At 61.6% G+C, this 26,150-nt stretch carries 20 protein-coding genes and 2 pseudogenes; 13 read left to right on the forward strand and 9 right to left on the reverse strand.

Annotated elements, in window-relative coordinates; translation table 11 throughout:
• Positions 1-152 precede the first annotated feature (152 nt).
• Both GYA94_RS04975 and GYA94_RS04980 read right to left on the reverse strand, forming a co-directional pair.
• Positions 153-1,496 (reverse strand): chloride channel protein, encoded by a 1,344-nt coding sequence (locus GYA94_RS04975; RefSeq protein WP_161891898.1) that lies wholly within the window; start codon positions 1,494-1,496, stop codon positions 153-155.
• Positions 1,497-1,670: 174 nt separating this feature from the next.
• Positions 1,671-2,612 carry an aromatic alcohol reductase gene (locus GYA94_RS04980; protein WP_161891899.1) on the reverse strand — a complete coding sequence of 314 codons (942 nt, stop codon included), beginning with the start codon at positions 2,610-2,612 and terminating at the stop codon, positions 1,671-1,673.
• Positions 2,613-2,710: 98 nt separating this feature from the next.
• On the opposite strand from GYA94_RS04980, the gene GYA94_RS04985 reads away from it, so the two are divergent.
• A complete protein-coding gene (locus GYA94_RS04985; protein WP_161891900.1) occupies positions 2,711-3,160 on the forward strand; it encodes a winged helix-turn-helix transcriptional regulator in 450 nt (149 codons plus the stop codon).
• Between the two features lie 2 nt (positions 3,161-3,162).
• Here the strand turns inward: GYA94_RS04985 and GYA94_RS28110 are convergent.
• The 4 genes and pseudogenes from GYA94_RS28110 to GYA94_RS05005 form a co-directional block, all read right to left on the reverse strand.
• Positions 3,163-3,285, reverse strand: a pseudogene (locus GYA94_RS28110) (toxin YhaV); the annotation flags it as partial.
• A pseudogene (locus GYA94_RS28530) lies at positions 3,285-3,470 on the reverse strand (type II toxin-antitoxin system PrlF family antitoxin); the annotation flags it as partial. The pseudogenes GYA94_RS28530 and GYA94_RS28110, both read right to left, overlap by 1 nt.
• Positions 3,471-3,962: 492 nt before the next feature.
• Entirely contained in the window at positions 3,963-4,424 is a 462-nt protein-coding gene (locus tag GYA94_RS05000; RefSeq protein ID WP_161891901.1) for a type II toxin-antitoxin system YhaV family toxin, read from the reverse strand.
• Positions 4,424-4,741, reverse strand: a complete 318-nt coding sequence (locus tag GYA94_RS05005) for a type II toxin-antitoxin system PrlF family antitoxin (protein ID WP_161891902.1) — start codon at positions 4,739-4,741, stop codon at positions 4,424-4,426. Before GYA94_RS05005 ends, GYA94_RS05000 begins: the two co-directional genes overlap by 1 nt.
• 237 nt (positions 4,742-4,978) lie before the next feature.
• Here GYA94_RS05005 and GYA94_RS05010 point away from each other — a divergent pair, with 237 nt between their 5' ends.
• Genes GYA94_RS05010 through GYA94_RS05020 form a run of 3 tightly spaced genes read left to right on the forward strand, consistent with a single transcriptional unit; the run spans position 4,979 to position 12,169 of the window.
• Positions 4,979-10,135, forward strand: coding sequence for an AAA domain-containing protein (locus tag GYA94_RS05010; RefSeq protein ID WP_161891903.1), 5,157 nt, complete (start codon positions 4,979-4,981; stop codon positions 10,133-10,135).
• Positions 10,128-11,150 (forward strand): hypothetical protein, encoded by a 1,023-nt coding sequence (locus GYA94_RS05015; RefSeq protein WP_161891904.1) that lies wholly within the window; start codon positions 10,128-10,130, stop codon positions 11,148-11,150. Before GYA94_RS05010 ends, GYA94_RS05015 begins: the two co-directional genes overlap by 8 nt.
• Positions 11,147-12,169 (forward strand): hypothetical protein, encoded by a 1,023-nt coding sequence (locus GYA94_RS05020; protein WP_161891905.1) that lies wholly within the window; start codon positions 11,147-11,149, stop codon positions 12,167-12,169. Before GYA94_RS05015 ends, GYA94_RS05020 begins: the two co-directional genes overlap by 4 nt.
• Before the next feature lie 85 nt (positions 12,170-12,254).
• Here the strand turns inward: GYA94_RS05020 and GYA94_RS05025 are convergent, their stop codons facing one another.
• Positions 12,255-12,461 carry an RNA polymerase sigma factor sigma-70 region 4 domain-containing protein gene (locus GYA94_RS05025; protein ID WP_057010985.1) on the reverse strand — a complete coding sequence of 69 codons (207 nt, stop codon included), beginning with the start codon at positions 12,459-12,461 and terminating at the stop codon, positions 12,255-12,257.
• A gap of 192 nt (positions 12,462-12,653) precedes the next feature.
• On the opposite strand from GYA94_RS05025, the gene GYA94_RS05030 reads away from it, so the two are divergent.
• Entirely contained in the window at positions 12,654-13,742 is a 1,089-nt protein-coding gene (locus tag GYA94_RS05030; RefSeq protein WP_161891906.1) for a hypothetical protein, read from the forward strand.
• A 32-nt stretch (positions 13,743-13,774) separates the two neighbouring features.
• On the opposite strand, the gene GYA94_RS05035 is transcribed toward GYA94_RS05030, so the two are convergent.
• Positions 13,775-13,927, reverse strand: a complete 153-nt coding sequence (locus GYA94_RS05035; protein ID WP_161891907.1) for a hypothetical protein — start codon at positions 13,925-13,927, stop codon at positions 13,775-13,777.
• A 237-nt stretch (positions 13,928-14,164) separates the two neighbouring features.
• Positions 14,165-15,079 carry a LysR family transcriptional regulator gene (locus GYA94_RS05040; RefSeq protein ID WP_029884809.1) on the reverse strand — a complete coding sequence of 305 codons (915 nt, stop codon included), beginning with the start codon at positions 15,077-15,079 and terminating at the stop codon, positions 14,165-14,167.
• A 206-nt stretch (positions 15,080-15,285) separates the two neighbouring features.
• Here GYA94_RS05040 and GYA94_RS05045 point away from each other — a divergent pair, with 206 nt between their 5' ends.
• From GYA94_RS05045 to GYA94_RS05080, 8 genes are all read left to right on the forward strand, one after another.
• Complete coding sequence (locus GYA94_RS05045) at positions 15,286-16,308, forward strand: zinc-dependent alcohol dehydrogenase family protein (protein WP_054881113.1); 1,023 nt, start codon at positions 15,286-15,288, stop codon at positions 16,306-16,308.
• A 483-nt stretch (positions 16,309-16,791) separates the two neighbouring features.
• Entirely contained in the window at positions 16,792-18,180 is a 1,389-nt protein-coding gene (locus GYA94_RS05050) for a hypothetical protein (RefSeq protein ID WP_110675919.1), read from the forward strand.
• Entirely contained in the window at positions 18,180-19,541 is a 1,362-nt protein-coding gene (locus GYA94_RS05055) for an aminotransferase class I/II-fold pyridoxal phosphate-dependent enzyme (protein ID WP_161891908.1), read from the forward strand. The genes GYA94_RS05050 and GYA94_RS05055 overlap by 1 nt, the downstream gene beginning before the upstream one ends.
• A gap of 125 nt (positions 19,542-19,666) precedes the next feature.
• The gene (locus tag GYA94_RS05060) at positions 19,667-21,316 is read left to right on the forward strand and encodes a VRR-NUC domain-containing protein (RefSeq protein WP_161891909.1); all 1,650 of its coding nucleotides are present in this window, start codon (positions 19,667-19,669) and stop codon (positions 21,314-21,316) included.
• Positions 21,313-23,580, forward strand: coding sequence for an ATP-dependent DNA helicase (locus tag GYA94_RS05065; protein ID WP_161891910.1), 2,268 nt, complete (start codon positions 21,313-21,315; stop codon positions 23,578-23,580). The genes GYA94_RS05060 and GYA94_RS05065 overlap by 4 nt, the downstream gene beginning before the upstream one ends.
• A 242-nt stretch (positions 23,581-23,822) precedes the next feature.
• Entirely contained in the window at positions 23,823-24,737 is a 915-nt protein-coding gene (locus GYA94_RS05070) for a site-specific integrase (RefSeq protein ID WP_054912291.1), read from the forward strand.
• A gap of 255 nt (positions 24,738-24,992) precedes the next feature.
• Positions 24,993-25,826, forward strand: a complete 834-nt coding sequence (locus GYA94_RS05075) for an urease accessory protein UreD (protein ID WP_161891911.1) — start codon at positions 24,993-24,995, stop codon at positions 25,824-25,826.
• A 9-nt stretch (positions 25,827-25,835) separates the two neighbouring features.
• Positions 25,836-26,138 carry an urease subunit gamma gene (locus GYA94_RS05080; RefSeq protein ID WP_009685463.1) on the forward strand — a complete coding sequence of 101 codons (303 nt, stop codon included), beginning with the start codon at positions 25,836-25,838 and terminating at the stop codon, positions 26,136-26,138.
• The last annotated feature ends 12 nt before the right edge of the window (positions 26,139-26,150 follow it).

Here is a 26,150-nt window from a genome sequence, read left to right on the forward strand (position 1 = left end):
GATGCTCCAGGCGAACACTGTCGGCACAATGCGCGACGGTACGCACATGCCCTTGGGTGCATCCGCTGGTCAGGACCTTGGCCAACACCAATTTTTCGGCCCGGATGCTCGAGTCCCAGGCGCGTGTCATCAGGCGGGAAAAGCAGGATGATTCACTGCTCGCGAGCGCCAGGTTTGGAAACGGCCGGCGCCGGAACCTGCAGCTTGTCGATGATCTGCCTGGCCAGAGCATGATAGAGCGAGACGGGCGATACCCAGCCAGAGATGGCGGCGGCCATCAGTGTCGCTGCCAGCATGGGAATGGCCAGGTCCGGGCTGTGCGTTAGTTCAAGCACGATGACCGAGGCAGTGAGTGGTGAGCGCGTGACACCCGCCAGGTAGGCACCCATGCCGAGCAGTGCGCATGCTTGCGGGTCGACACTGGGGATCAAACCCAACACGGGCGCAAATGCCGCACCTATGCTGAGCGAGGGCGAAAACAGACCGCCAGGAATACCGGAGAGGTAGGAAACGACATTGGCCAAGAACTTCCACAGCAGAAAGCTTGAGTCCGTGATGGGCTGGCCTTCAAGCAAAGCGCGTGTTTCTTCGTACCCAGTGCCAAATACATGATTGCCAGACACGAGCCCCAAAGTGGCCAGCAACAGCCCACAGAACGCAGCGAAACGCACGGGGTAACGCCCGCGTGCCGCACATAGGCGGCCTAGCAATCCCTTGTCGGTTGGCAGCACAAGCTTGGCGTAAAAGCCACCCAGCAGCCCACCCAGCACTGCACAAGCCGGTACGACGCTCCAGCCCCAGCCCGTCGGCACACGACCGCTGATTTCGCCAAAATAGGCGTAATGCCCCATCAAGCCGAGGGTGACGGCGCCGCCGATCAGTACCGCAGTGAGCACCAGCCCGCTAAATCGTTGCTCGAACGTGCGGCTCAATTCCTCGATGGCAAACACAATGCCTGCCAATGGGGTATTGAAGGCCGCTGCGATACCTGCTGCGCCGCCGGCGAGCACCAGGCCTGCGATTGTTCGTCGGCCATGCAGGCCCAGGCGCCGGCCAAAGGTATAGAGCACAGCCGCGCCGATGTGCACGGTGGGGCCTTCGCGGCCAACCGAGCCTCCGACCAGCAGCGCGCCCAAAGTCAGGCTCATGCGTGCGGCAGCCACAGGGAGCGAGAGTAACCGGGCTCGCAGCCGTCGAGAGGATATTTCCAGGGCAGCGATGACTTGGGGAATACCACTGCCTTTGGCATTCTCAAACCAGCGTTGCGTCAGATAGGCCAGCAGGGCGAAACCTACTGGGGTTAGCAGCAGGGGAGCCCAGGGCGCCCGGACCACCAAGCGCTTGAACGAAGCGAAGGCCTCGTCGGCCAGCCAAGCAAAAGCCAGTGCAACCAGCCCTACCAGTAGCGCCCCGATCCAGAACGCCAGCCGCTGACGCCATTCTCGCCAGCGTGAATGACGAAAGAGGGAAGGGACTGGACGGCTGGGTTCGGACATTGCCCACACATGGCTGAGTTGTAAAGCCGTGAGTATGGCGTGTTTTCGCAGGCTGGCCTACTCAAATACGGCGCAGGGATCGGATGTGCTGTGTGGATAGCCTTGGGCTTTTCGTCGTTCAGCATCCCCTGTCGAGCCGAGGCGTTTCTCGCAAGCCAGCTTCTGTCGTCGCGCTCACTTGCTCGCAAGATTCGCCCGAGCCCACTGCTCTGCGGTGGTTACTGGAATCCCCTGCTGTTCGTTGAAGGTTCCCGCTTTTGGCCAAGCCACCCCTCTGCCTTGAGCGAATACAGCACGGTACTTTTTGATGTGATTTGTAGGGTCTTTTCTCAATTCGTCCATCAGGTGCGGGACAGTCCACACGTTGGTTTTGAAAGGACGACCCAGCGCGTGCTCGAGGATGTGCGCGACTTGCCCATACGAAACCGTGTCGCCTGCAAGATAGACAATCTCGTTGCGCAAGCGAGGTTCGAAGAAGACGATTTCCGCCGTGAGAGCGCCGATGTCGTCTGGGGTAGTCAGCGTCACGCTGTTTTCGAGACCGCCGAGAGCGTTAACGGTGTCATTGTCGAAATCGACGACTTCAAACACGGGCTCGAAAAGGAAGCTGGTGAACATGCCCGTCGAGATAATTACCCATTCAGTTTTATCTTGCGCGCGAAGCGCCTCGCGTACGTCGAGTTGAGCATCGAAAAGATCCTGGGGGCTGCCCCGACCGATCACTTCGAAATCCACACCAAACTGCCACGGGAAGTAGCGCTTCACGCCCGACCTCAGCGCTGCTGTTGCCAACTTCATGGGGGTTTCCCGACCCGCGACCATGCCGGCACAGCCTATGACGGTATCGAACCCGGCGAACACGCCTGCTAGGTGTTCAATTGAGTCGTTCACCAGATCCGCAGTGACCATCTGAATGCCCAGCCCCCGAAGCTCGTCGATTTCGGCCTTTTTCTCCGGCACCTGGGTGTTGATGGTCGAGCCCCGGAGAAGAACGCTAATTTGGGAGCCGGGTGCGCGTTTGGCCACTCGCGCGAGATTGCGCAACACCGGGAGACCCAGTTCACCGGCGCCGAGAACCAGAATGGATTGAGGGGATAGCGGGGTTGTTTCGATCATGATTTCTCCTGAGGTGTAAGGCCTGTACCATGAGCGAATGCTGGCATGGCCAAGCCGTACTCGTAAGAAGGCACACGCGTGATACCTGGGAGGAATAAATGGCTAATCAGGATGCTCTGAGCCAGGCAGAAGCTATCTGCCAAACGCTCCGAGAAGAGGATGATGGCGTCAGGCGGGAAGTCCTCGCTCACGCAGGTAGCCGATGGTCATTGGGCATCCTGCATGCCTTGGGTGTGTACGGCTCGATGCGCCACGTCGAGATAAAAAGGCAGATGACCGGGGTGACCCAGCGAATGCTGACCAAAACGCTACGCGCCATGCAACGGGATGGATTACTGCTTCGACGGGAGTTCGGGGACATTCCGCCGCGCGTCGAATATGAGCTGACGCCGCTGGGGATGGAACTGTTGGTACGGATGTCCCCAGTTTGGATGTGGGTTGTCGAAAACGCTGAGGAATTCCGCGCGGCGCGTCGCGCTTTCGACACTCAAGATGACAGAAAGCCCGCCTGGCAAATCCCCACCCCGGCACGCTTTGATCCGGAATAATCGTTAGGGTTGCTCTCAAAACCTTGCGGGTCGTTCTGCTCGGCCCGGGCGGCGGCTTCTTGCAATTTGCGTAGCTGTAGAGTCACACCGTCATGCAATAACAGTGTCCAGCTATGTCGCACCATCAGAGCGCGACCTCACCGTCGATATCTTCCTCCAGGTTTACGGAGTGGTTTGCGTTGGCGAGCATGGTTTGCGCCAAGTCTTCCTGTAGGGTGGTGAGGTTGGGTCCGCTTCGGATATCAGCCTCCAGCAAACCCAGGAATGCACTGATGGCAGGGTCTTCATGGGTGGTCTCTACGCGGCTGATTCGGCGCCTCTCACATAACAACCCACAACTTATTGATTTAGCGGGGGCTTGTGGGAGCGGGCATGTCGAGGCGTCGAACCGCCGCGAATACCGGCGTAGCCGGTGCCAGCCACCGCGTGGGATTATTCGCGGAGGTTGGACGCCTCGACACGCCCGCTCCCATACAGCCCGAGAGGCGCTTACGAATTGGGATCTCTGCGCGACAGCGCAACCCCTAGGGCTGTGTGATCGCCCAGGTAGTGAGAACTGTGCAAGCGATGTGTCGATTCTTGTATTGAAGCTCAGCCATTAACCGGATTCATCGCCCCTAAAGACTGTCTGGATCCCCAAAAAACATTTGGCCATTCATATAAATCAAATGGTTATGAATGGGGAATTGGTTTTGTACCCTTAGATGTACCCCTTTTGGCAGGAGCTACGAGTGGATTACAGTGGACGCACCGAGGGGTGGGGTTTGTATCGAACGTGCAACCCCTTACTCAGTCGCGCAACTTATGCTTTGGGCCCGTCCCAGTCGCTACGCGTAGCAGCAGTTAGCGCATCCCAGTCATCAGGAGGGTTGCCGCGGCCCAGCATCTTCTCGAATACGGCGTATGGATCGGATTTGCTGCCTGCGGACCGTAGGGTATTTTCGTCGTTGACCCATGCATAGACAATGACCTTGGATCTTGAGTCGTAGCGAAAGAACAGCCGAAAGCGCCTGCCGATCTTTGCTCGCCGCCAATGTCGGTAGGCGGTGCCCAGCGTGTTGCCTTGGCGAAATTCATCCCGGCCCGGGTCGGCAGGCACAGCCTCCATGATGAGATGACTCAATGCCCGAAACAGCTTCACGTTGGCGTTGCTTTCAAAACCTTGCGGGTCGTTCTGCTCGGCTCGGGCGGCGGCTTCTTGCAATTTTCGTAGCTGTAAAGTCACACCTTCATGGAACAACAGTGTCCAGCCGTGTCGCACCATCAGATCGCGACCTCACCGTCGATCTCTTCGTCCAGGTTTACGCAGTGGTTTGCGTTGGCGAGCATGGTTTGCGCCAAGTCTTCCGGCAGGGGGATGAGGTTGCGTCCGCTTCGGATATCAGCTTCCAACAAACCTAGGAATGCACCGATGGCAGGGTCTTCATGGATAGTTTCTACCCGGCTTACCACGACTTCCCCCGCGCGTACGTCGAATGCGATCTTGCCACCCGTGTCGAGGCCCAAAAGCTGGCGAACGGACTTGGGCACTGTGACCTGCCCCTTCGAGGTCAACGTGGCGATTTCGTGGATGGCAGGCATGAGTGTTCTCCTGGACGTGTTGATTGAATGGTAAGGAATAATCCTTACGTGGTCAATCTTGGTTTCTGCTGATCATGCATAGGTGGGGAGGACGCTCAATAGCGCCGTAGGATGAGTTACACCACTTCCAGGGAGATCGTACCCGGCTTGAATTGCGGCGATCAAAGCAATGGGCCATCATTGTTGACCGCTACGAGCCATTCTTCGTATGCCGTTCGGATTTATATGGTGTAATAAATGTTTAGGCGTCTCATGGACTTGAGCAAGCGGTTGCGCAAGGGTTTTGCTGCTGTACCGGTTTCCAAGGAACAGGTTCTGCGCCCGCTGGAGGTGGACCCTCAGGCAGGACTCGTCGCGAGTTTGCCCGCGAATGTGCTGGACTACTGGCACAGAGCGCTGATTGCCGATGACTTGGGTGGCCTGCAAGCCACCGATGTTCGCATTCCGTTGAAAAATTACGCGAGACTGGCCTGGCCCGACTTCAATCTTGGTTTCGGCACGCGCCCGGCGCTGGCGCTGGGCATTCTCACCGAGCGTGCCGCAGAGGCCCGGCGTAAACAGCAAGCGCAGGCGCTTGAGGCGTCAGAGGACGACGCAGAGGGCGAGCAGGAGGCGGACGAGCTGGATGACGATCCGCGCATTCCCATGGCGCTGGTGTTTCATCAAACCACTTCATCAAACGATGAGGTCCAGGTCACGTGGCCCGACCCGGATAAAAAGCCTGCGCCGGGCGCGAAAAAAAAACGCCTCAAGCCCGACCGGCTGAATATCGCGTTCTGGTTTCCTTTCGACCTGAACGACAAAAACCAAATATGCCTGCCACGCGACCCCAACGATTGCCGGCCGCGTGTGGTTCGCCAATGGCTTGAACCACAGCCATTGATGGCGGCCAACGACTTGCCGCCGGCCATTGGCCACTTCGATTGCTATCGCGACGAGCTCAAGCTATTTCTCGCGACGTTGAGCCAAAGCGCCAATTTGAGCGGTTATGTCGAAGCCTGTTTTGCCTTGTTCGCCCGCGTCCAAGCGGATGGGGTTGAGACGGGAATGGCGCCGATCACGGGGCAATGGGTTGCGGTGCCGCGACAGCCTGGCTATGCAACACGTGCGCTCGCTAACGTGTATGAAGCGATCCCCAATGCGCCGTCCATCGGCGCATTGGAGCAGCTCATAGGCGCCGGACGACACCGTTCGGCTGTCCAGGCAGGCGGCAGGGCAGCGCCACAGGTGACAATCCGGCACGTGGCAATGGTCGATAAGGCCACACACCTCGACAACCCAGACGTCAATCGCGGCGCAGACCCGTTGAACGAGTCGCAGCGCCGCGCATTGCACGCCCTCGGCCGGTTGGGTGAGCAGGTCGGGGTAGTAGCGGTCAGTGGGCCGCCGGGCACCGGGAAGACGGCCATGCTGCGTGCGATGATCGCCAACCAATGGGTGTTGGCGGCTTACGATGACCGTGAATATTGCCCCGTCACGTTTGTCTGCGGGGCGACCAACCAGAGTGTCGAGAATGTGATGGGCACGTTCAATGGTGCCGTAGGCAGGAAGCATGCCCTGGCACGTCGTTGGTTGGACCCTACGGGCAAGCCACTATTGGGCTTCACTGCCAGCGCACCATCCAAGGCCAAGGGGAAAACCCATCGCAGCAAGTTCACCACGCTTGAGATTCGGCAAAAGCAGTTGCACACCTTGGGCGTCGGGTCCTCCAGCCTCAAGCAATCGAACGAAGACGGGGTTGCGGCAGCCCTTGCGTTAGCGCGGCACTTTGAAGATGCCTTCCGCGAACTGCCAGAGCTATTCAATTCGTTGTTTAGCGTTGAGCAAAAACACCAAGTCAGTGATGCCACGCGTTGTATCCGTCTCGTGCAGAAGAGTGCTTCGACAACGCCCACGGCGCCGACCCTCTGCGAGCACTTGAACACGCTCACCCAGGTATTGCGCAGTGGGTTGGCCTCGGCAATCGAGCGCCAGGCTGATATCGACGCGTCGATCGAACCCGGTGAGCTGGCTGCGCGCTTTCCCAGTGAGGCATGGGCATCTTCCTGGGCCATCGACATCCTCGCGGATTTGCGTGTGGCCGCAACCTCTGAGGCGCGCCAGGCGCAGCAGCAGAAATTGCTGGACGTGGTGTGGCGGCCGATTATTTTCCAGTTGGCCGCGCGTTACTGGGAGGCGCGTTGGCTTTCCAGTGTGATCGCAACCCCCGAGCCTGGAAGCCGCAAGAACGCACTCAGGCGCGCAGCCATGCTGTTCCCGTGCATTGTCGCCACCTTGCATAGCGCCCCACGGTTACTGGGAGAGGGCCGCAGGCCGCTGTTCGCGTTCCTGGATTTGCTGATTATCGATGAGGCGGGGCAAGCGGCGCCGGAGCTGGGTGTGCCGGTGCTTAGCTTGGCTAAAAAAGCCGTGGTGGTCGGCGATCTGAAGCAGCTCTCACCCGTGTCTTCGATAACACCCGAGGTCGATGCGCGCCAGGTGCAGGACCGTTGGGCCGATCCGTCGTCTTTGGGCGCCTTGCTCGTGCGTGGCGCGGATTCCGCCACGGGTTCAATCATGAAGCTTGCCGCAACTGGGGCATCCTTTGCCGAGGCCATGCCGGATGGACGGCTACGGGACGGCTTGCTCTTGCGGGAGCACTACCGCTGCGCGGAGTCGATCATCAATGTGTGTATCGATTTGCTGTACCACGATCACGACCGCGACGCCGAGGGCGTGTTGCTCAGCAAAGAGTTGGAACCCAAAGTGCCCAACCCGCAGGCTGGGCTGTTCGCGGATGCCGAGTTGCCCTTGCTCGAGGGCGCAGCTGAAATGCAGTTGCGCAAACGCATGAAGGCAACGTTCCCGCTACCGCCGCTTGGTTTCTATCAGACCGGTGGCCCGAACGATGAGCCCTGCAAAGGCGACTCATGGTCCAACCCTGGAGAAGCCAAGGCCATCGTGGACTGGCTCAAAGAGCACGGCCCGCGCCTGGCGAAGTGGGCCGCCAGGGTCGAAGGCCACCCGGAGCAGCCGATAGGGTTGGAAAAACTTGTCGCGGTCGTCACGCCATTTCGAGGCCAGGTCGAAGCGATAAAGCGTCGGGTGCGCGAAGAACTCGACCCTGGTGACGCTGACCTGAGTGAGCGCTTGACCATCGGCACGGTTCATACCCTTCAAGGAGCGGAGAAACCTGTGGTGCTGTTCAGTGCCGTGAATAGGGAAAGCCGCGCCAGCCGTCGTACCGACACCAATCATCGTGAGCGGGTTTTTATCGACCGTGACGATGGGCGCCTGCTCAACGTGGCGATCAGTCGTGCGCAGAAAAGCTTCATTTTGTTTGGCCATTCGGACCTGTTTTTTTCCCAGCAGGCAATGGACCCGAACAACGATTTGCCTTCTGCGGTGGTGGGGCGATGCCTGGCCGGTGTGCGTGAGCCAGAGCGTGAGCGGCTCACCTGCGCCCCGCGGGTGCCTGCGTGCAAGCTTGGTCCCGCCACACTGATGGTTGTCGAATCGTTGCACAAGGCGAAAATCATTCAAGAACTGGTAGCCGGTGGTACTCAGGTGTTTGGCTGTGGCGGGCATATTCGTGACCTTCCAGGCCCCGGTGCGATCAATTGGCGTGATGGGCTCAAACCGCACTGGCAATTGAGCGAGCGCGAGGGCAGCGACCTCGCTACGTCGCTACGCAACACCGGTAGCCGTTTACTGCAATGCACTGAGCTGGTGTTGGGGACGGACGATGATGCCCAAGGCGAAGCGATCGCCTGGCACATGATCCAGGTACTCAAGGACGCGCCGTGGTTCATGCATATCCAGCGGGTGCGTCGGGTAAGGTTTCATGCATTGACCGCCCCCGAAATGGCCCGATCGTTTGCGGAGGGCCGGTGCGTGCAGGTCTTGGGCGCCACCGCCGACGAACGAGCCGCCAGCGCTTGCCAAGCCTTGAATATGGGCTTGGCATATGGAGCCATTGCCCAGCGGGTGCTGGATAACCTCATCGGCTCGGTCTACATGCGTCACGGTATTGTCGGGGGCGGACGGGTCAAGGGGCCCTTGCTCAGGGTACTGGCGGGCCACGGCGACTCCCTGGGGTTACCCGGTAAACGGCTGGGCGTCGCGATAAACCTGAAAGTGAACGATACCCTCGTGCCGGCTCGCTTGATGGTGCGGCGCGGCAGCGATGCCTGGCGCGTGTGGGGCAGTGACCGAACAGAGAGCGCTCACACCTTGATCGACCAACTGATCGACGCGGTGGTTTCACCGACACCTTGCCTGCTCGAGCATGAGGACTTGCTGCTGGCACCTGCTCAAAACTTGGGCACTAACCTGGTCTTGCAAGAGGCGTTCAGGCGATTTGGCTGGATGCCGTCGAGCACCATGGGCACGTTGCAAAAACTGTATGAGATGCGCGAGGGGCAGGACGAGCTAGAGCCAGCACCGAACGACAAGGGTTGGGCTGCATTGGATGCTCAGGGGCGCCTGTTCCTTACCGAGTCCGGACGGCGCCAGGCAGATAAGGTGCTGAACAACCCGTGGCTGAACACGATCAGCGCCAATGCGTTGTTGATGGCCTTCGACGATGCGCTGACTCACCTGTCCCATTTGCCGGATGCCGGGGAGGCGGACTACCGCGCGTTCGTGCACACGTGGGCGGCGGAGTTTGATGATCAGTGCGGCGCGCAGCCGATTGCGGGCCCCCATGCACCAACGGTCGATGCGCAAGGCGCTGAGGTCGCGCTGTTTTCCCAGCAGCCCGCCGTCGAGCTGAATACGTGGGGCGCGCCTGCCGGTTCACCTTCACAGGCTGAGGCCGAGCAACACGATGATGATCCCGCGCCTGGCGATCAAGCACATCCGGTGTCGGACGGCGGCCGCAGCGGTGCCCACGGCGCACTGGTACCTCTGGACATCGGCCTGGCGGCCGACAGCCCCAAGATGGCCGCGCTTACCCCGAGGCAGCGGCAACTCTACGACCTGATGTCCAAACTGATGTTGGCCTCTTCCCTGCGCGATGGGCAGTTTCAGACGGTACGCCGGATTTACCCCCTGACGTGGCCGGGTAAACCGGCTGTCCGGCAGGTTGAAATTGGTGTAGAGGTGATAACAGGCAAGCCGGGCAGCTACTCCGGTTGGTTTGCGCTGGACCCCGATGGCCTGCATCCGCACACGCGCAATTGGGCGTCGGCAGAGATAGAGGCAGTGCTCGATGCGCACAGCCCTCGCTTGCAAGTGTTGGTGCAAGACCACGGCATACGCACCCGCTCGCTGCTTGAGCCAACCGTCGATCATTTATTGGCGTGGATGCAAGCGCGTGGATACGGACGGCCATCGACATTCGGCAAGCACATCGATGATCTGGTACGGGGCAATGCGTCGAACGCGCGCGCGGAGGGCATTGCCGATGAATAGCAGTTTTGCCGCCATGACCCTGATGCGAAACGCCTATGAGGCCGCATTGCGCGACCCCTCGGACGCGGTTGCCCAGGCTGCGTTCGTCGCTGCGCACCAAGCGCAACAGCACACGTTCGTTGACTCATTCGACGTCGCGGGCATTACCTACCCGCGCACTGACGGGCACACACTGAGTGAGCGTGAAGCGCGCGAGGTGATTTCCAGAATCCTGTCCAACCCGGCGTACAGCGTATCGGACCTGCGGCCCAGCGTCATTGAAGCGGCCTACCCGCTACAGGCAGACGTGCTGCGTGCGGAAATCGAGGCCACGGTAGCGTTGGCCAATAAAATCAATGGGCTCGACTGGCGCACCGACGCGCTCGATGCCAGCACCAAGCAAGCGATGCGTGAACTGCTGCGCATGCCCACCTTGGCGGGCGGCTACAAAATCATTTCCCAGGTCAAGTCCGCGGCCAACGCTAAGGTGTTGAGTATTTACCGAGGCTACGATGCCGATCACTTGATCCCCGACAAGGCGCTGCGAGGGTCACTGCACAGGGGGCAGTCTTTCAGCCTTGACCAGAGCTACGCGACGTTCATGCAGGATTCGCAGAACCGAGGATCGCAACATAAATTTGTCACAGACGCCCAGAAACACACACGTAAACTGCTGCGTGGCGATCAGACACTGCCCGCGAAAAATCCAACGACCGGCGAGTACCTGGAGCATGTGCTTGAGTGGATGACCCACGTCTATACCACTGCGGATCTGGGTGTGGATGTGGCCGTCAGGAACAGTGGCCTTGCCAACTCGGATGAATTCAAACGTTTCAACGTTAAAGGCTTTGCCTTGGCGCAGGCGGGGTTCATGACGTGGAATGAACGGAAAAGCGTCGGCCGCGCTGTCGCCATGGTGCTCCTGATTGAGGCGCGTGAGTTCTATACGGCGGCCGGCTGGCCCATGGACAGGGAGTTGCCTTTGTTCTACGACCTACCTTCTACGGTGACCCAAAAACCGGTACCTGTGACATGAGCGACAACATAAACGAATCAACACTCGCCCATGGCGTCCAGCGCTACCAGCTCGCCGATCTGACAATGGCCGCCGGGGTTCCCTGGTTTGCCGTGCACGTGTCGGACGAAAGCGGTCATACATCGTCCTGGATTATCAGGGGTGAATTGGACGGCGAACATTTGCGCCTGCAGCCACAGGTTTGGGTGCCTGATGCCATTCAGGCCATCGTCAGTGATAGCGACGGCCAAGTCTGGGCGATTACCAGCGAAGATGAGCTGGTCACCAACACCGACCTTGGGCAAGTGCCTGGATGGCGGCAGGTTGCGCCCCATCCACAGCTCAACGCGCGCGATGGGTGGTACTCCCGCACGCTCGGTTATCTGGCCCCGGATGGCCAGAAGATCGAGCTTGTTGAATGCCTGTGTTGGGCGAGCGATGGCTTATTGATCGGTACGTTCAGCCGCCGGTTGTATCGTTGGACGTCGGGCGATGGTGCTCGTCTTGAATACGACGATCACGTTGTCGGAACGCTGGGTGGTGTCAACAACATTGTCCAGACCCAAGACGCGATATACGCGCTGGGGTATGCGGGCCTGATCCTGCGTCGGTCGGTGGACGGGACCTGGCTGCGAATGGATGGACCCTGGCCGACGGAGGCCGGCGCGTTCATCAATATGATTGCCGGTCTAGAAGGTCCGCGAGGGGAATTGTGGGCCATTGCGGCGGGCGGTTCGGTGGTCAGCGTTGCGGGTGACGTGACCCGCACTATCGCGCAAGTACCCGGTGAGCCTTTGGGCATCACCCGGTTCCAGTGCCAGTGGTTCGTGTCGACCCTCGACGGTTGCTACGAATTACTGGGCGATGGCGACACGGTCCTGATCAAGCGCGATATTTTGATGGGTAAATCGATTGATGCTGGAAACTGCCTGATTGCCGTTGATGCAGAACCACAACACGCCGATCACGCGCAGGTGCACCTGTGGTTGCGCACCAGAAACCGCGATGCTTGGCTGCGCCCAGTCATTTGCCGTGCCTGATTGAGGCGTTAACGCGCAAGCGCGCGGGATACAGGCTTGCTTTCGAGGCGCAAGCCCGTGGTTTCACCTAGTCGGCCAGGCAGGCTCAATTGGTTTGTGGGCCGCGCCCCCGATGCGCGGTGATGCGGTTGTAAATGTTGGGTGCAGTGACCGCCATTTCTTTGCTGATCTCTGGGACTGAGTAGCCTTTGTCATAGAGATGTTGCAAGAAAGCGTCCTGATCACGCCGGGCAAGCTGGCCGTAAAAGCCGCGATTTATTTCTTTCTGGATGCCTGAGAAAAAACCAAACATAGGGACCTCTGTATTCGACTCGCGTCATGTTGATGGTGTGAGGAAGAAGGCGTGGCTTGGTCCGCTCCTTCTGTATGCAAACCCCTTGTAAGCCCCGAATTTGGAGCCTGAGTGAGCTAGCTGGTTGCAGGTTAGTCACTCTGTTACTTATCGGCCATCCCAACCTGGGTAGCACCCAGCATGGTGTGATTTATGCGAACAGACGAATACACGGATGACGAAGTCGAGACAAAGGACAGGTGGGACAAACTGTTCTGGATTGAGCTCGCAAAACGCAAAGAGCGCTTGGTAACCGGGGATGCACACCGGATGCTCGTTCAATTGCATGATCAAATAGCCCAGGCCATCGATACCCCCGGCAAAATGATGGATGAGCCCGTCGAAGGCGTAAGGGGGGCTGCGATCCTTTTGGACGCGTTTCAGTGGCAGTACGACCCGGCTGATAAGGCTGATGACGAACACCAGGCTCAGTTGTTGCGCGACACGATGAATCGCTTCGAAAGCCAGATTGATGAAGTGTGGTCAAGGTTGCAGTTCACTCAGGGCTTCCGGCTTGCCGACCTAGCCGTGGAGAACGACCTTGAAGACATGTGGCAGTGGTGGGTGTTCGTCAATTCTTCTGCCGGGCGCGCAGAGCTGGGGATCACCAGCGGAAAGTTCTCGCACCATGGCATACAGGCCCGAATGGACGAGGACCATGAGCCGCCACGGATGATTGAGGTCCATACGTTCTATAATCGCCCCGGGCAGTCTCCAATCCCCATTTCCAATCGCAGTGTCAGGAGCTTCACCACTGACGTGGATGAAGTGACCATCAACGGTAAACGGGTCACCGATAGTGTAATTGTGGTGTTTGACTCCGAAACTCCAGCGCCATCCAGAAGGGAAATCGTGAACGCCGCCTATTCCGGCAGAGGAATGATTCGTGCGCGGCGTTTAGCCCAGGCCATGGAAAAAGGCGATTACGCCAGATTGCAACGCTTGCTGGACGAACCGTCGCCGGCCACGGATTTTGTCGACTTATTCGAGCCTGTACAGGCGCATAAATTGTTCAAGACACTCACCAGCGTTGCGCCGTTGATTCGAGGGCTATTCGCCTGGGATCTTCACTATGACCAGGGGCTCAGCAAAGCCCAAGCCTGTCGAGTTACGGCGGAAAAACTACCTGGAATGGGCACTACTCCACGCAGCGTCAACAATGCGCTTATCTCGGTGGGAGAAAAGATCAACGGCTACCAACCCGAGCAATTGCCTTGGATTTTTCAACGCTTTGGAGATTGAGGGTTCCGTCGCCGGAACCCGGTCACTTTGAGCTAGCCAGCGCCGTACTGCGCGATACGCCGTTGTGCCAGCGCCTCGGCCTGCATCGCCGCGGTTTCATAACGTATGCCAAAGGTTTGTTCGCCCATCTTGCCCATAGCATCGAAATGCGCACGATGCGCCTCATCGGCAAGCACGCTGATCAAGCTGATACACAAATGGCCAAAGGCCTCCTTGTGCGTCTTCAGCCACAGGCTGCGCAGCTTGCGGTCGGCGTGGGCTTCGTCGTCCCCAGGTTCCAGGTCAGACTGAGGGCATCCTTTTCAAACCATCCAAAGCATGCCCTCAAATATGCCCCAAATGTAGCAATTAGCTTGAAGTAAATAGCTATTCGAGGCTAGAAAAACGCAGAAATGATCAGCTAACAAGCATCCGCCAAGCCCCTAAAGACTATCCGGATCCCCAAAAAACATCTGTATCCGTGACCGCAGCCAGCGCTCCGCCGGGTCGTTATCCTGCGCGCCACGCCAGGCCATGTGCAGCTCGAAACTACGTACCGGTATCGGCAAGTCCTCCGCCCGCAACCCGCCGGCAGCCGTCAGCGCATCGGCGGTGTAGTCCGGTACCGTCGCTACGATATCGGTCCCCGCCAGCAAGCTCCCCAACCCGTTGAATTGCGGTACCGCCAGCACGACGTGGCGCTTGCGACCCAGCTCGTCCAGCGCCTCGTCGATAAAGCCCGACAAGTCCCCGGCAAATGACACCAATGCGTGTGGTCGCGCGCAGAAGTCGTCCAGGGTGATGCTGCCAGGCACGCTGTCGGCGCGCAGCAGTTTCGGCGCGCTGCGGCGCAGCACCTTGCGCTTGGCGTTGGCGGGCAGTTCGCTGGTGTAGCTGACGCCCACCGAGATTTCCCCTGAGGCCAGCAGGGTCGGCATCAGCAGGTAGTTCACCCGGCGCACCACCAGCACGATGCCAGGGGCCTCGGCGCGAATGCGCTTGAGCAGTTGCGGCAGCAGGGCGAATTCGGCGTCGTCCGACAGGCCGATGCGGAATACGGCATTGCTGGTGGCAGGGTCGAACTCGGCTGCGCGGCTGACCGCGGTGGAAATCGAATCCAGCGCGGGCGACAACAGCGCGAAGATCTCGTGAGCCCGTGCCGAGGGCTCCATGCTGCGGCCAGTGCGTACGAACAACGGGTCGTCGAACAGGTTGCGCAGGCGCGACAAGGCCGCGCTGATGGCCGGCTGGCCGAGGAACAGTTTTTCCGCTGCACGGGTCACGCTGCGCTCGTGCATCAGCGTTTCGAACACAATCAGCAAGTTGAGGTCTACACGACGCAGGTCGTTTCGATTCATCGGTGCGCTTCGCCTGAAGGGGGGCAGGGGTGAATCTTAAGGCCAAAGGCTGTTACCCTGCACGGCTTTACGGGAGCCAATTGCACGGAAAGCCAGGTGCCCAATCGATGACAGGCATGTCGACTATTAATGACCACTGGTGGTCTAACTGCAAAAGCCCGGATAGAGTCAGTGGTAATTAGAGGTTCACAAAGGCGAGGTTTGCGATGTCCCGCATGATCCGTTTCCACAAGTTCGGCGCTGCCGATGTGCTCCGTTGCGAGGAGCAGGCCGAACCGTCTCCCGCTGCCGACGAAGTGCAAATTCGCGTCGAGGCGGTTGGCGTCAGCTGGTATGACGTGCTCTGGCGGCAGAACCTGGCGCCCTCGCAGGCACGCTTGCCGGCCGGTATCGGCCATGAGATGGCCGGTGTGGTGACGGCGGTCGGTGAAGGGATCGAAGACATTGCCGTGGGTGACCGGGTTGCCAGTTTTCCCGCTACCAGCGCCAATGACCACCCGGTATACGGGGATGTCATCGTCCTGCCACGGACCGCGATCACACGCTATCCGCAGGTGCTTACCCCGATCGAGGCCAGCGTGCACTATACGCCGCTGCTGATTGCCTATTTCGCCTACGTGGACCTGGCCCGGGCCAAGGCCGGGCAGACTGCCCTGGTCACCGACGCCAGCCACTGTGCTGGCCCCGCTTTCGTGCAGTTGGGCAAGGCGCTGGGGCTTAAAGTGTTCGCCGCCACCAAGGATGCCGAGCAGCGTGACTACCTGCTGGGCCTGGGCGCCGACAAGGTGATCGTCACCGAAGAGCAGGACCTGTTGATGCAGGTTGGCAAATACACTGACGGGCGCGGCGTGGACATGGTTCTGGACGGCATGGGCGGGCCGCAGATGTCGTTGCTGGGCGATGTGCTGGCACCGCGGGGCAGCCTGGTACTGTATGGCCTGCAAGGCGGCAACCAGACGCCGTTCCCAGCCTGCGCGGCCTTCCAGAAAAACATCCAGTTCTACGTGCACTGCATCGGTAACTTCACTGGCAAGCCGGAACTGGGTATCAGCCAGGACCAGGTAGCGCTGCAGCGTGCCTTGCGTGACATCAACCAGTTCACCGCCGACCAGTTGCTGACCCCGCAGATCATCAAGGTGTACCCGTTCGAGCAGGTGGTGGAGGCGCATCGCTACATGGACCAGTGCCCCTGCGGTGGGCGCGTGGTGTTGGATATGGCGCAGCATTGACCACTGCAGTTCACGGTGAACCCGGGCCAGCCCCGGGTTTTTTGTGCGCGGAATAAAGTAACGTCATCGTTAAAGTGGGAATATTCCTACAATAAAAGACGAAGCGGACTACATATAATTCATTAATTAAATGCCAATGGAAACATGCCGCCAATCATTTGCGGTTGCATGTGCGTGCTTAGAGGGTCAAGGTGAATTTGGCGCTTTGCTGAATGGTTTTTTTACCGTGATCTGTATCTTCAATTCGCTTCGCATCACTCGATAATGGCGCAATGATACTTTGTGCAAGGAGTAAGGGATGCGTACGGCTAGGCCTGAATCAGAGCATTGCAGGGGTGAATTCTTCTCCATGGCCTGGCGACAGTGAAGGCTCACGTCACTTTATTCAATTGTAGGAAGTTTCTTCTGTAAAAGCCTGGCGCAGTGTAAGCCTGAACAACTTGCTTGGGCGTGCGCCGGCGACTTGAAGTGGTGAGGTGATCCGTGACTGCTATTCACGACCAGGCAATGCATTATATCTACCAGCAAGTACTCGAACGCTTGCTCGCCCACATGTCACAGGCGCAACGGGCCTCCTTGCAGTTGTTGATACAACGTTTATTGGTAGCCGCAGGCGGGCCTGAATATATCGGCACCTTTCGCCTGCAGGTATTGCAAGGCAGTGACCGCCAGGGTGCGCGGCTGCTGGCGATGTTGCGTGCTGCGCAGTTGAGCATCGCCATGCGTGCACCGGTTACTTTTCAACTGCGCGTGCTGGTGGTGAGCTTGCCGGTGGCCGGCAGCCCTACGCTGCAAGGGCTCGATCGAGGCTTCAGTGCGCTGTTCATGCAGGATGACCCGCGGGTGCAACTGCAAATGATCGAGGGGCGCGAAGTGGTGCCGTTCAGTTGCCGCCCCCGTGTGGCGTCCGAGCGCTGGTTGCCGACCAGGGAAGCGCTGCTGATGTTTGGCCACCTGATCGATGCCAGGCCAGAAGCGTTGCTGGGTAGCCGCCTGCACCTGGAACTGGCGGCGGCCGTAAGCTTCGCGCTGCAGGCTCAGGCGCCCGCCGACGCAATGGTCACCGCCTTGCCCGCAGGGCAGCGCCGCCGCTACCTGGCGTGGGCGCTGCGTAGCCAGCGCCTGGCGGGGCAACGTGGCCCTTACCTGGCGCACCATTGCCTGTCGACGCTGGCCGAGGGCCTGGCGCGCTTGCAAGGGGCCACGGGGCTGGCGCCCGGCAACCCGGCGGATCAGCCTGCGGGGGCCGCGCTCAAGGGAGGGCCGGTGCGGCTGATAGCCATTGATGACCTGCTGCCGCCGTTGCTGGGCGGGCAGCAGTTGGATGCCATGCTGGGCTGGCACTTCGCGGCGGCCGAGACGGCCTGCTCGCCGTTGGCCGCGTTCGTCGACCCACTGGCCTTGGCCCAGTTGCAGGAACTGCGGGCGCGCAGCCTGGAGCCTCAGGCCACCCGGCCGCCCTTGAGGCTGGCGGGGGCGCCGGGCGACAGCAAGCCTGCCGACGAACCTGTGCTGCAGTTTGGCAAGGCCTATGGCCTCAGCCAGGCCCAACTGGACTGCCTGCTGTGCAAACCGTTCGCCAGGCAGGGCAAGAACCTCGAGCGTTTTCTGCGCGCTCGCCATGCCGACATGCTGGTGGCGCTGCCTTACCTGCACCGGGCCATGCAAGGCAAACCTTGCCCCGCGGCGGTCAAAGCCTGGCTGGTGAACACCAGTGGGCTATCACTGGCGCAACTGCGGGCAGTCTACGGCGGTAAGATGCCGCTACCTGCGTGGCGCCTGCTCAGTGCGTTGGCGCGCCGCGACGCGCACTTGCGGCTGTTGCCGCGCCAGGCCGCTGAACGGCGGCACAGCCCCATGAGGCAACCTTGATGGCGCGAACAGCGGCCGGCGAGTTCGCCTATCGGCGGGTCTACCGCTACCTGGAAGCGTTGATTGGCCAGGCGACGGCTGGTGGTCCGAACCGGCTGCCGTCCTTGCGTGAGCTGTCGCGGCGGCTGCGGGTATCGCTGGCAACGGTGCAGAGCGCCTACAGCCTGCTGGAGGAGGAGGGTCGCGTGCACTGCCTGCCACGCTCGGGCTATTTCGTTCGCCTGGCTGACCTGCCGCAAGGTGGCATGCCCCGGCAGGCGCCCCTGCCCGCACAACCGTTGCTGGAGCGCGCCTTGTTCAGCCACGAGCGGCGCCTGGCCCGCCAGCGCGAGCGCGGCGCTGGCCCTTGGGAAGTGCAGGGCAGTGCGCGCCTGCGCGACGCGCTGGCGGAGCGTTACACCCGTTGCTCGCGCCAGTACTGGCGGGCCGATGACGTTCAGTTGGCCCCGGATGTGCCGGCGTTGCTGGAAACGCTGCTTGCAGCGCTGGCCCTGCCAAGGGGCACCACGGTGCTGGTACAGTCGCCCTGTTGCGGGCACGTGCTGCGTGCTTTGGCGCGCGCTGGCATGCGGGTGTTGGAGGTGCCACCCGATCCACGTGGCAACCCGGACCTGCAGGCCGTGGCCAGGCTGTTGGGCTGCGAGCCGGTCCGCCTGCTGGTGATGCCGTCCTGCCTTGGCCTGCCGCAAGGGCGGCTGGTCTCCCTGCATTACCAGCAGCAGCTTGGCCTGCTGTTGAGCCAGCACAGCGTATGGCTGCTGGAGAACGACCTGGACAGCGAGCTTTGCTACGGCGGCCCACCCGCGACCCGCCTGCGCGATTGGGTCGATCCGCGCAGGTTGATGATCATGGGGGCGTTCGAGGCTGCAGTAGGGCCCGAAGCGCCGTATGCCTACGTACTGAGCCTGGATACCGCCCTGGCCAAGGCGTTCTGCGAGCGGGCGTTCCGCCTTGCGCCGCTGCGGCTGCTGGCGCTGGCCCACCTGTTGGCCAAGGGCGATATCGAAGCGCAACTGGTGGCGTTGCGCAGCAACCTGCAGCAGCGCACGCAAAACCTCGCCTGCGCGCTGACCGCCCAGTTTGCCCAGCGGGTGGTGCTGGAGCCCCCGCAAGGCGGGCGCATGCTGTGGGTGCGCTTCGAGCAGCCGCTGGCCTGGGATGCCATTGCCACGGCCTTGGCAGGTTGCGCATTGCATGCATTGCCGGGGGAACAGTTCAGCTTGCACGGCCGCTACCGGCAGCACCTGGCGCTGATGTGGCTGGGCGACTGCCCAGGCGACCTGCAACAAGCCGTGCAGCGCCTGGCCCAGGCGCTGGAACTTCGCCGCAGGCGGGTACGGCGGTTCCCCGCTGAATCATAGGGCACTGCATGCCCAAGGGCGCGATCGCGGCCGTTCTTGCAGGGGCGAGCTGACCCACGGCACTTGCCAGGCTCCTGGGTCTGTATGTATAACCAGTGCCTTGTTTCCGCTACCTGACCCAGCCCGTGATTGCCCATTCCGTCGACGACCCGTTCTATTACCTGCACAACTTCCGCCAGGTACTGCTGTGGGTCGAACAGCGCTACCAGGACCTGCTCGATGAACAGGAACTGGCGTTCATCCATGCCTTCGGCCAACTGAGCGCGCCAGCCCAGGCCTTGATGGTGCGCATGGTGATGCGCAAGGGCGAACTGTTTCGCAGCGACCGCCTCGTCTATGAGGAAATAGGCGACACCGAACTCGCCCTGCAGCCACTCAAGGCCCTGGGCTGGGTCCGCGAGCCCGAGCAACTGCACTTGGAGCAACTGTTCGCCTTGCTGCGCAAAGACGAGCTGGCGTGCTGTTTCGCCGCCCAATTGAGCCGCCCGCGTGCCGCCAAGCATGACTTGCTGGCCCAGCTGCAGCCACTGCAACTGGCCGCCCGGTCTCTGGCCGAGTGGTACCCGGGCAGTGAGTTGCGCATCTTGCAGTGGTGCCTGCAACCGCTCTGCGACCGCATGCGGCTGCTGTTCTTCGGCAACCTCTACCAGGACTGGTCAGAGTTCGTGCTTGCCGACCTGGGGCTGCTGCGCTACGAGCAGGTGCCCTTCAGCGCCGATTCGCGTGCCCTGCAGCAACGCGCCGATATCGACCTGGCCATGGTGCTGCATGAGTGTGCCGAGCGCCTGGAGCAGGGCGAACACCCTCAGTCGGTAATCGCGGCAATACAGCACCTGCACTGCGACAACCCTTGGCTGGCCCGGCGCCGTGCGCGGTTGCAGTTCGCCCTGGGCCAGCAATGCGAGCGCCTGGGTGACTGGGACCAGGCCATGGCGGTTTATGCGCAGTGCAGCCATGCCCAGGCGCGTATTCGCCAGGTGCGGGTGCTGGAGCGCAGCGAACGTTGGCCGCAGGCCCATGCCCTGGCGTTGCAACTGGCAGCGGCACCGGCCAATGCACTGGAGGTCCAGGCGCTGGAGCGTATGTTGCCACGCCTGGCGCGCAAGCTCGGTGGCCCGCCACAGCGCCGCCAGCGCGTGGCGCCGCTGGCACTGATCGAACTGGAATTGCCCCGTAAGCACGCCGCGCTAGGCGTTGAAGAGGCCGTGCGCCAGCACCTGGCCGCCGAGGGCGGGCAAGCCTATTATGTGGAGAACACGCTGTTCAACAGCCTGTTTGGCCTGCTGTGCTGGGAGGCGATCTTCGCCCCTGTGCCTGGCGCGTTCTTCAACCCGTTCCAGGCCGCGCCGCAGGACCTGCACGACAGCGACTTCCAGCAGCGCCGTAGTGCCCTGTTCGAGCAATGCCTGGCGCGGCTCGACGATGGTAGCCACCACCAGGCGATCCTGGATTGCTATGCAGCCAAACACGGGCTGCAGTCACCGTTCGTGTTCTGGTCGATGCTCAGCGAGGCGCTGCTGCAGCAGGCCCTGGCCTGCCTGCCGGCTGCGCAGTTGAAGCACTGCTTCGTGCGCCTGCTGCAGGACATTCGCAGCAACCGTGCGGGCATGCCCGACCTTATCCAGTTCTGGCCCGAGCAGGGGCGTTATCGCATGGTCGAGGTCAAAGGCCCCGGTGACCGCCTGCAGGACAACCAGTTGCGCTGGCTGGCATTCTGCCAGGAGCACGGCCTGCCCGTCGCGGTCTGCCATGTGCGTTGGAGTGACGCCGCTTGAGCTACAGCGTGGCGGTGCGTGCCTTGTGCGAGTTCAGTGCCAAGGTCGGCGACCTCGACCTGCGCTTCACGCCGTCGCCCACCGCCCAGGAGGGCATCAAGGGCCACCAGCGGGTAGTGGCCCGGCGTGCGGCCGGCTACGAGTCGGAAATTACCCTGGAGGGCCAGTTTGAAGGCCTTCGGGTGCGGGGGCGTGCCGACGGGTACGACCCTGCCTGCAACCGGCTGGAAGAGATCAAGACCCACCGTGGCGACCTGGCCCGGCAACCGGCCAACCACCGCCAGCTGCACTGGGCGCAGGCCAAGGTGTACGGCTGGCTGATGTGCCAGGCCCGGCAACTGGCGAGCATCGAGGTGGCTTTGGTGTACCTGGACGTCGACAGCGATAGCCAGACCCTGTTCAGTGAGCACTGCACGGCCGCTGAGTTGCAGGCATTCTTCCAGGTCCAGTGCCAGCGCTTTCTGGGCTGGGCCCAGTTCCAGCAGCAGCGCCTTTGCGAACGTGACCACGGCCTTCAGGCGCTGCGCTTTCCCTACCCAGCGTTCCGCCAAGGCCAACGGCAACTGGCAGAAACCCTGTACAAGGCGGTGAGCACTGGCCGTTGCCTGATGGCCCAGGCCAGCACCGGCATCGGCAAGACCTTGGGTACCTTGTTTCCGTTGCTCAAAGCCATGGTGCCCCAGCAACTGGACAAACTGTTCTTTCTCACGGCCAAGACCCCGGGCCGGGCGCTGGCCCTGGATGCCATGCGCCAGATCACCACGGGCGATACCCAGCCTGGGTTACGCACCCTGGAACTGATCGCTCGCGACAAAGCCTGCGAGTACCCGGACAAAGCCTGCCATGGCGAGTCCTGCCCGCTGGCGGCCGGCTTCTACGACCGCTTGCCGGCCGCGCGCACGGCCGCTGCGGCCGTGCCGATTCTGGACCGTACCCAGCTGCGCGAAGTGGCCTTGGCGCATCAGGTGTGCCCTTACTACCTGGGCCAGGAGATGGCCCGCTGGGCCGACGTTCTGGTTGCCGATTACAACTATTACTTCGACGCCCACGCCTTGCTGTTCGGGCTGACACAGCTCAACCAGTGGCGGGTCGCGGTTCTGGTCGACGAGGCTCACAACCTGGTCGAGCGCGGGCGGGGCATGTACAGCGCCAGCCTCGATCAGGGGCAGTTGCTGGCGTTGCGCCAAAGCAAACCCCATGGGCTGGGCAGTGCGCTGGACCGCCTGAACCGCCAGTGGAACGCCCTGTACAAGGAGCAACGGGCACCGTACCAGGCCAGCGAAGCGCTGCCGCATGACCTGTTGCGCGCCCTGCAGCAGTGCATCGGGCTGATCCAGGAGCAGATGAACCAGGCGCCCACGCACATCGACCCGCAGGTGCTGCAGTTCTTCTACCAGGCCTTGCAGTTCAGCCGGGTAGCCGAACTGTTCGACGAGCATTTCCTGTTCGATATCAGCCAGCGCCAAGGGCCGCGCAAGCGCCGGCTGGCGACCTTGTGCCTGCGCAATGTCACCCCGGCTCGGCTGCTGGCACCGCGCATGCGCGCGGCGCGCAGTGTCACCCTGTTCTCTGCCACGCTGAGCCCGCGGCAGTTCTACAGCGACCTGCTGGGCATGCCGGCCGATACGGCGTGGCTGGAAGTGGCAGCGCCGTTTCGTGCCGAACAACTGCAGGTGCGCATTGCCAGCCAGGTGTCTACCCGGTACCAGCAGCGCCAGGCTTCGCTGGCGCCGATCGTCGAGTTGATTGCCCGGCAGTATGAGCGCCAGCCGGGTAATTACCTGGCGTTCTTCAGCAGTTTTGAGTACCTGCAGCAGGTCGCCGGGCTGCTGGCCGAGCGCTACGCGCAGATCCCATTGTGGGCCCAGGCCCCGGGCATGGACGAAGCGGCGCGGCAGGCGTTCCTCGACCGCTTTGTCGCCGACGGCCAAGGCATCGGCTTTGCCGTGCTGGGTGGTGCGTTCGGTGAAGGGGTGGACTTGCCGGGCACCCGCCTGATCGGCGCCTTCGTCGCCACGCTCGGGCTGCCCCAGGTCAACCCGGTCAACGAGCAGTTCAAGCAGCGCCTGGGTCGGCAATTTGGCGCGGGTTTCGATTATGCCTATCTCTACCCCGGGGTGCGCAAAGTGATCCAGGCAGCGGGGAGGGTGATCCGGGGGGACCAGGACCGTGGCGTACTGGTATTGATCGATGAGCGTTTCGCCGAGCCGAGGGTGCAGCAGATGTTCCCGGGCTGGTGGCCGCAAGGTCAGCAGTGTACCTGACCGCTGCGTTCAGCACCTGGCACTGCGCAGGCAGGCCCAAGGTCGTTCAGGGGGCTCGATTGGGGTAAGATCACCTTCCATGCCTGATACAAAGTCCTTGTATATCAAGGTGATGGCACTGTCTTGGGCCAGAATGGCCCGACCGTTAGTTTGTCATGCAGACTCGCTGGCATGCCGTTTTGATTTGCTCCAGCGTCGGCCCGCTGTGCTGCCGGCCAACGCCCCGCTACAGGATTCACGTTTTGTCCGACCTCTCGAAAAATCCGCTGCTGCAGTACATGGCCCGCCTGGCCCCATCCAGCCAGCAAACCATGCGCTACATCCTTCAGGACGCCGCCGACCGCTTGGGGTTCGTCGACTGCAATATCGTCGACGTTCCCTGGCATCGGCTCGAGCCCGGCCATGTGATCGCTCTGGTGGCTGCCCTGCGGGCCGATGGTTACGCGCCGAACAGCTCTTCGCTGTACGTCAACGCCATCCGTGGGGTGATGAACGAGGCCTGGCGCCAGGGCCTGATCGACCACGAGCAGTTGCTACGCATCCGCGAGGTCAAGCCGGCAACCGGCACCCGCCTGCCGCCCGGGCGCAACCTGCGGCGTAGCCTGATTCGCGAACTGATGGACGTGTGCGCTGCCGACCCGCGGCCGCAAGGGGTGCGCGATGCGGCGATCATTGCCTTGCTGTATGGCACAGGCATGCGCAAGTCGGAATCGGTCGACATCGACCTTGCCCAGGTTGATTTCGCCGCGCGCAGCCTGCAAGTGGTGGGCAAGGGCAACCACCAGTTGATCAAGTACGCGCCGCCTTGGGCGTTCGAGAAGCTGCAGGCGTGGCTCGACCTGCGTCGCCAGGCCCTGCCGGCCGGTGCCGAAGATGACCCGTTCCTGTTCAACCGCATCCGCCGCGGCAACCACATCACCCGGGCGCGTATCACCAAGCATGCCATCTACTACATCGCCCGCCAGCGCGGCGCGCAGGTGGGGGTCAAGATCATGCCGCACGACTTCCGCCGCGCGTTCATCACCCGGGTGATCGAGGAGCACGACCTGTCGATTGCACAGAAGCTGGCACACCATGCCAACATCCAGACCACGGCGATCTACGACCGGCGTGACGACAACGAACGCCGCCGTGCGGTAGACCGTTTCGACTACTGAGTGCCGACCAGCGTGCGCAATGGCAGCACCGAAACAGGGCCTGGGTGCGCCCCCGCTTTGTGCGGCCCCCGCGGCGGTGCCCGCTGGCGGAGCGACCGGTAAAAATAATTCATCTGCCTTCACCTGCGGAGTTGGCCCGCAACCTGCTATATCCAGCCTGCGAATTTGATCGAGTGGTCAGGCCGTGCGCCCTAACCGGCGCCCGCCGCTGACCCTCTTACCGGCCAGCAGGCCACGGTTTTCAGGGGCCGCAGGATGTCGCTCGCGGAGCAGATCGAACAACACCAAGACGATGCAGGCTGGAGCGCCCACCTGCAATTGCGCTTTGTCCAGCGTGCGGGCACGACCCGCCTTGGTGCATGGAAACATTTCGGACCTCTTTTGGTGCAGCGGCCCTTCTACCCGGAAGGTGCACCCTGCCATGTGTATGTACTGCACCCGCCGGGTGGCATCGTTGCCGGCGATCGCCTGGAGCTCGACATTCAGCTGGAAGCTGGCAGCCACGCCCTGCTGACCATGCCCGGTGCCAGCAAGTTTTACCGCAGCATAGGCCCGACCGCACGGCTGACCCAGCGCTTCCACCTGGCCGCTGGCAGCACCCTGGAATGGTTGCCTCAGGACAGCATTTTCTTCTCCGGTGCCCGTGCCCGGCTCGCCAGCCACTTCACCCTTGAGCCCGGCGCCCGGTTGCTGGCCTGGGAAACGCTGTGCCTGGGCCGCCCGGTGATGCTCGAACGGTTCGACCAGGGTGCCCTCTACAGTCTGTTGCACATCACCCTGGCCGGCGAAACGGGCCTGCATGAGCGCCTGCGTATCGAAGGCGGCCAGCTGGGCAAGCTCGGTGGCCACCCACTGTTAGCCACCTTCTGTGCCGCGCCGGCCGATCAGGCATTGCTGGAGCAGGTAAGGCCCATGCTCGATGAGCTGGGCACTCCTGCGGGCGCGACGCTGCTCGGTTCGCTGCTGGTGATCCGCCTGCTCGACCATGACAACCAACATTTGCAACGCACCCTGCAACGCCTGTGGCATGTGCTGCGCCCGGCCGTTCTCGGCCTGCCAGCCTGCCCGCCACGTATCTGGGCCACCTGAGAGAGCGCCATGGAGCTGACCCCAAGAGAGAAAGACAAACTGCTGCTGTTCACTGCCGCCTTGTTGGCAGAACGGCGCCTGGCCCGTGGCCTGAAACTCAACTACCCGGAGGCCGTAGCGCTGATCAGCGCCGCCGTGCTGGAAGGGGCCCGTGATGGGCGCACCGTCGCTGAGCTGATGAGCATGGGCCGCGAGGTGTTGAGCCGTGACCAGGTCATGCCTGGCATCGCCGAGATGCTTCACGACGTACAGGTCGAAGCGACCTTTCCGGATGGCACCAAGTTGGTGACCGTGCATGACCCGATCGTCTGAACCTGCCGAGGA

It is taken from the genome of Pseudomonas juntendi, assembly GCF_009932375.1.
Lineage (GTDB): Bacteria > Pseudomonadota > Gammaproteobacteria > Pseudomonadales > Pseudomonadaceae > Aquipseudomonas > Aquipseudomonas juntendi.

What these genes read in the sequence shown, in the direction of transcription:
- GYA94_RS05040 (WP_029884809.1), bottom strand. Translation starts at nt 15,079, where the DNA reads ATGAATCGAAACGACCTGCGTCGTGTAGACCTCAACTTGCTGATTGTG.
- GYA94_RS05020 (WP_161891905.1), top strand. Translation starts at nt 11,147, where the DNA reads ATGAGCGACAACATAAACGAATCAACACTCGCCCATGGCGTCCAGCGC.
- GYA94_RS05005 (WP_161891902.1), bottom strand. Translation starts at nt 4,741, where the DNA reads ATGCCTGCCATCCACGAAATCGCCACGTTGACCTCGAAGGGGCAGGTC.
- GYA94_RS05010 (WP_161891903.1), top strand. Translation starts at nt 4,979, where the DNA reads ATGTTTAGGCGTCTCATGGACTTGAGCAAGCGGTTGCGCAAGGGTTTT.
- GYA94_RS05015 (WP_161891904.1), top strand. Translation starts at nt 10,128, where the DNA reads ATGAATAGCAGTTTTGCCGCCATGACCCTGATGCGAAACGCCTATGAG.
- GYA94_RS04975 (WP_161891898.1), bottom strand. Translation starts at nt 1,496, where the DNA reads ATGTCCGAACCCAGCCGTCCAGTCCCTTCCCTCTTTCGTCATTCACGC.
- GYA94_RS05045 (WP_054881113.1), top strand. Translation starts at nt 15,286, where the DNA reads ATGTCCCGCATGATCCGTTTCCACAAGTTCGGCGCTGCCGATGTGCTC.
- GYA94_RS05080 (WP_009685463.1), top strand. Translation starts at nt 25,836, where the DNA reads ATGGAGCTGACCCCAAGAGAGAAAGACAAACTGCTGCTGTTCACTGCC.
- GYA94_RS05000 (WP_161891901.1), bottom strand. Translation starts at nt 4,424, where the DNA reads ATGGTGCGACACGGCTGGACACTGTTGTTCCATGAAGGTGTGACTTTA.
- GYA94_RS05075 (WP_161891911.1), top strand. Translation starts at nt 24,993, where the DNA reads ATGTCGCTCGCGGAGCAGATCGAACAACACCAAGACGATGCAGGCTGG.
- GYA94_RS05055 (WP_161891908.1), top strand. Translation starts at nt 18,180, where the DNA reads ATGGCGCGAACAGCGGCCGGCGAGTTCGCCTATCGGCGGGTCTACCGC.
- GYA94_RS04985 (WP_161891900.1), top strand. Translation starts at nt 2,711, where the DNA reads ATGGCTAATCAGGATGCTCTGAGCCAGGCAGAAGCTATCTGCCAAACG.
- GYA94_RS05025 (WP_057010985.1), bottom strand. Translation starts at nt 12,461, where the DNA reads ATGTTTGGTTTTTTCTCAGGCATCCAGAAAGAAATAAATCGCGGCTTT.
- GYA94_RS05030 (WP_161891906.1), top strand. Translation starts at nt 12,654, where the DNA reads ATGCGAACAGACGAATACACGGATGACGAAGTCGAGACAAAGGACAGG.
- GYA94_RS04980 (WP_161891899.1), bottom strand. Translation starts at nt 2,612, where the DNA reads ATGATCGAAACAACCCCGCTATCCCCTCAATCCATTCTGGTTCTCGGC.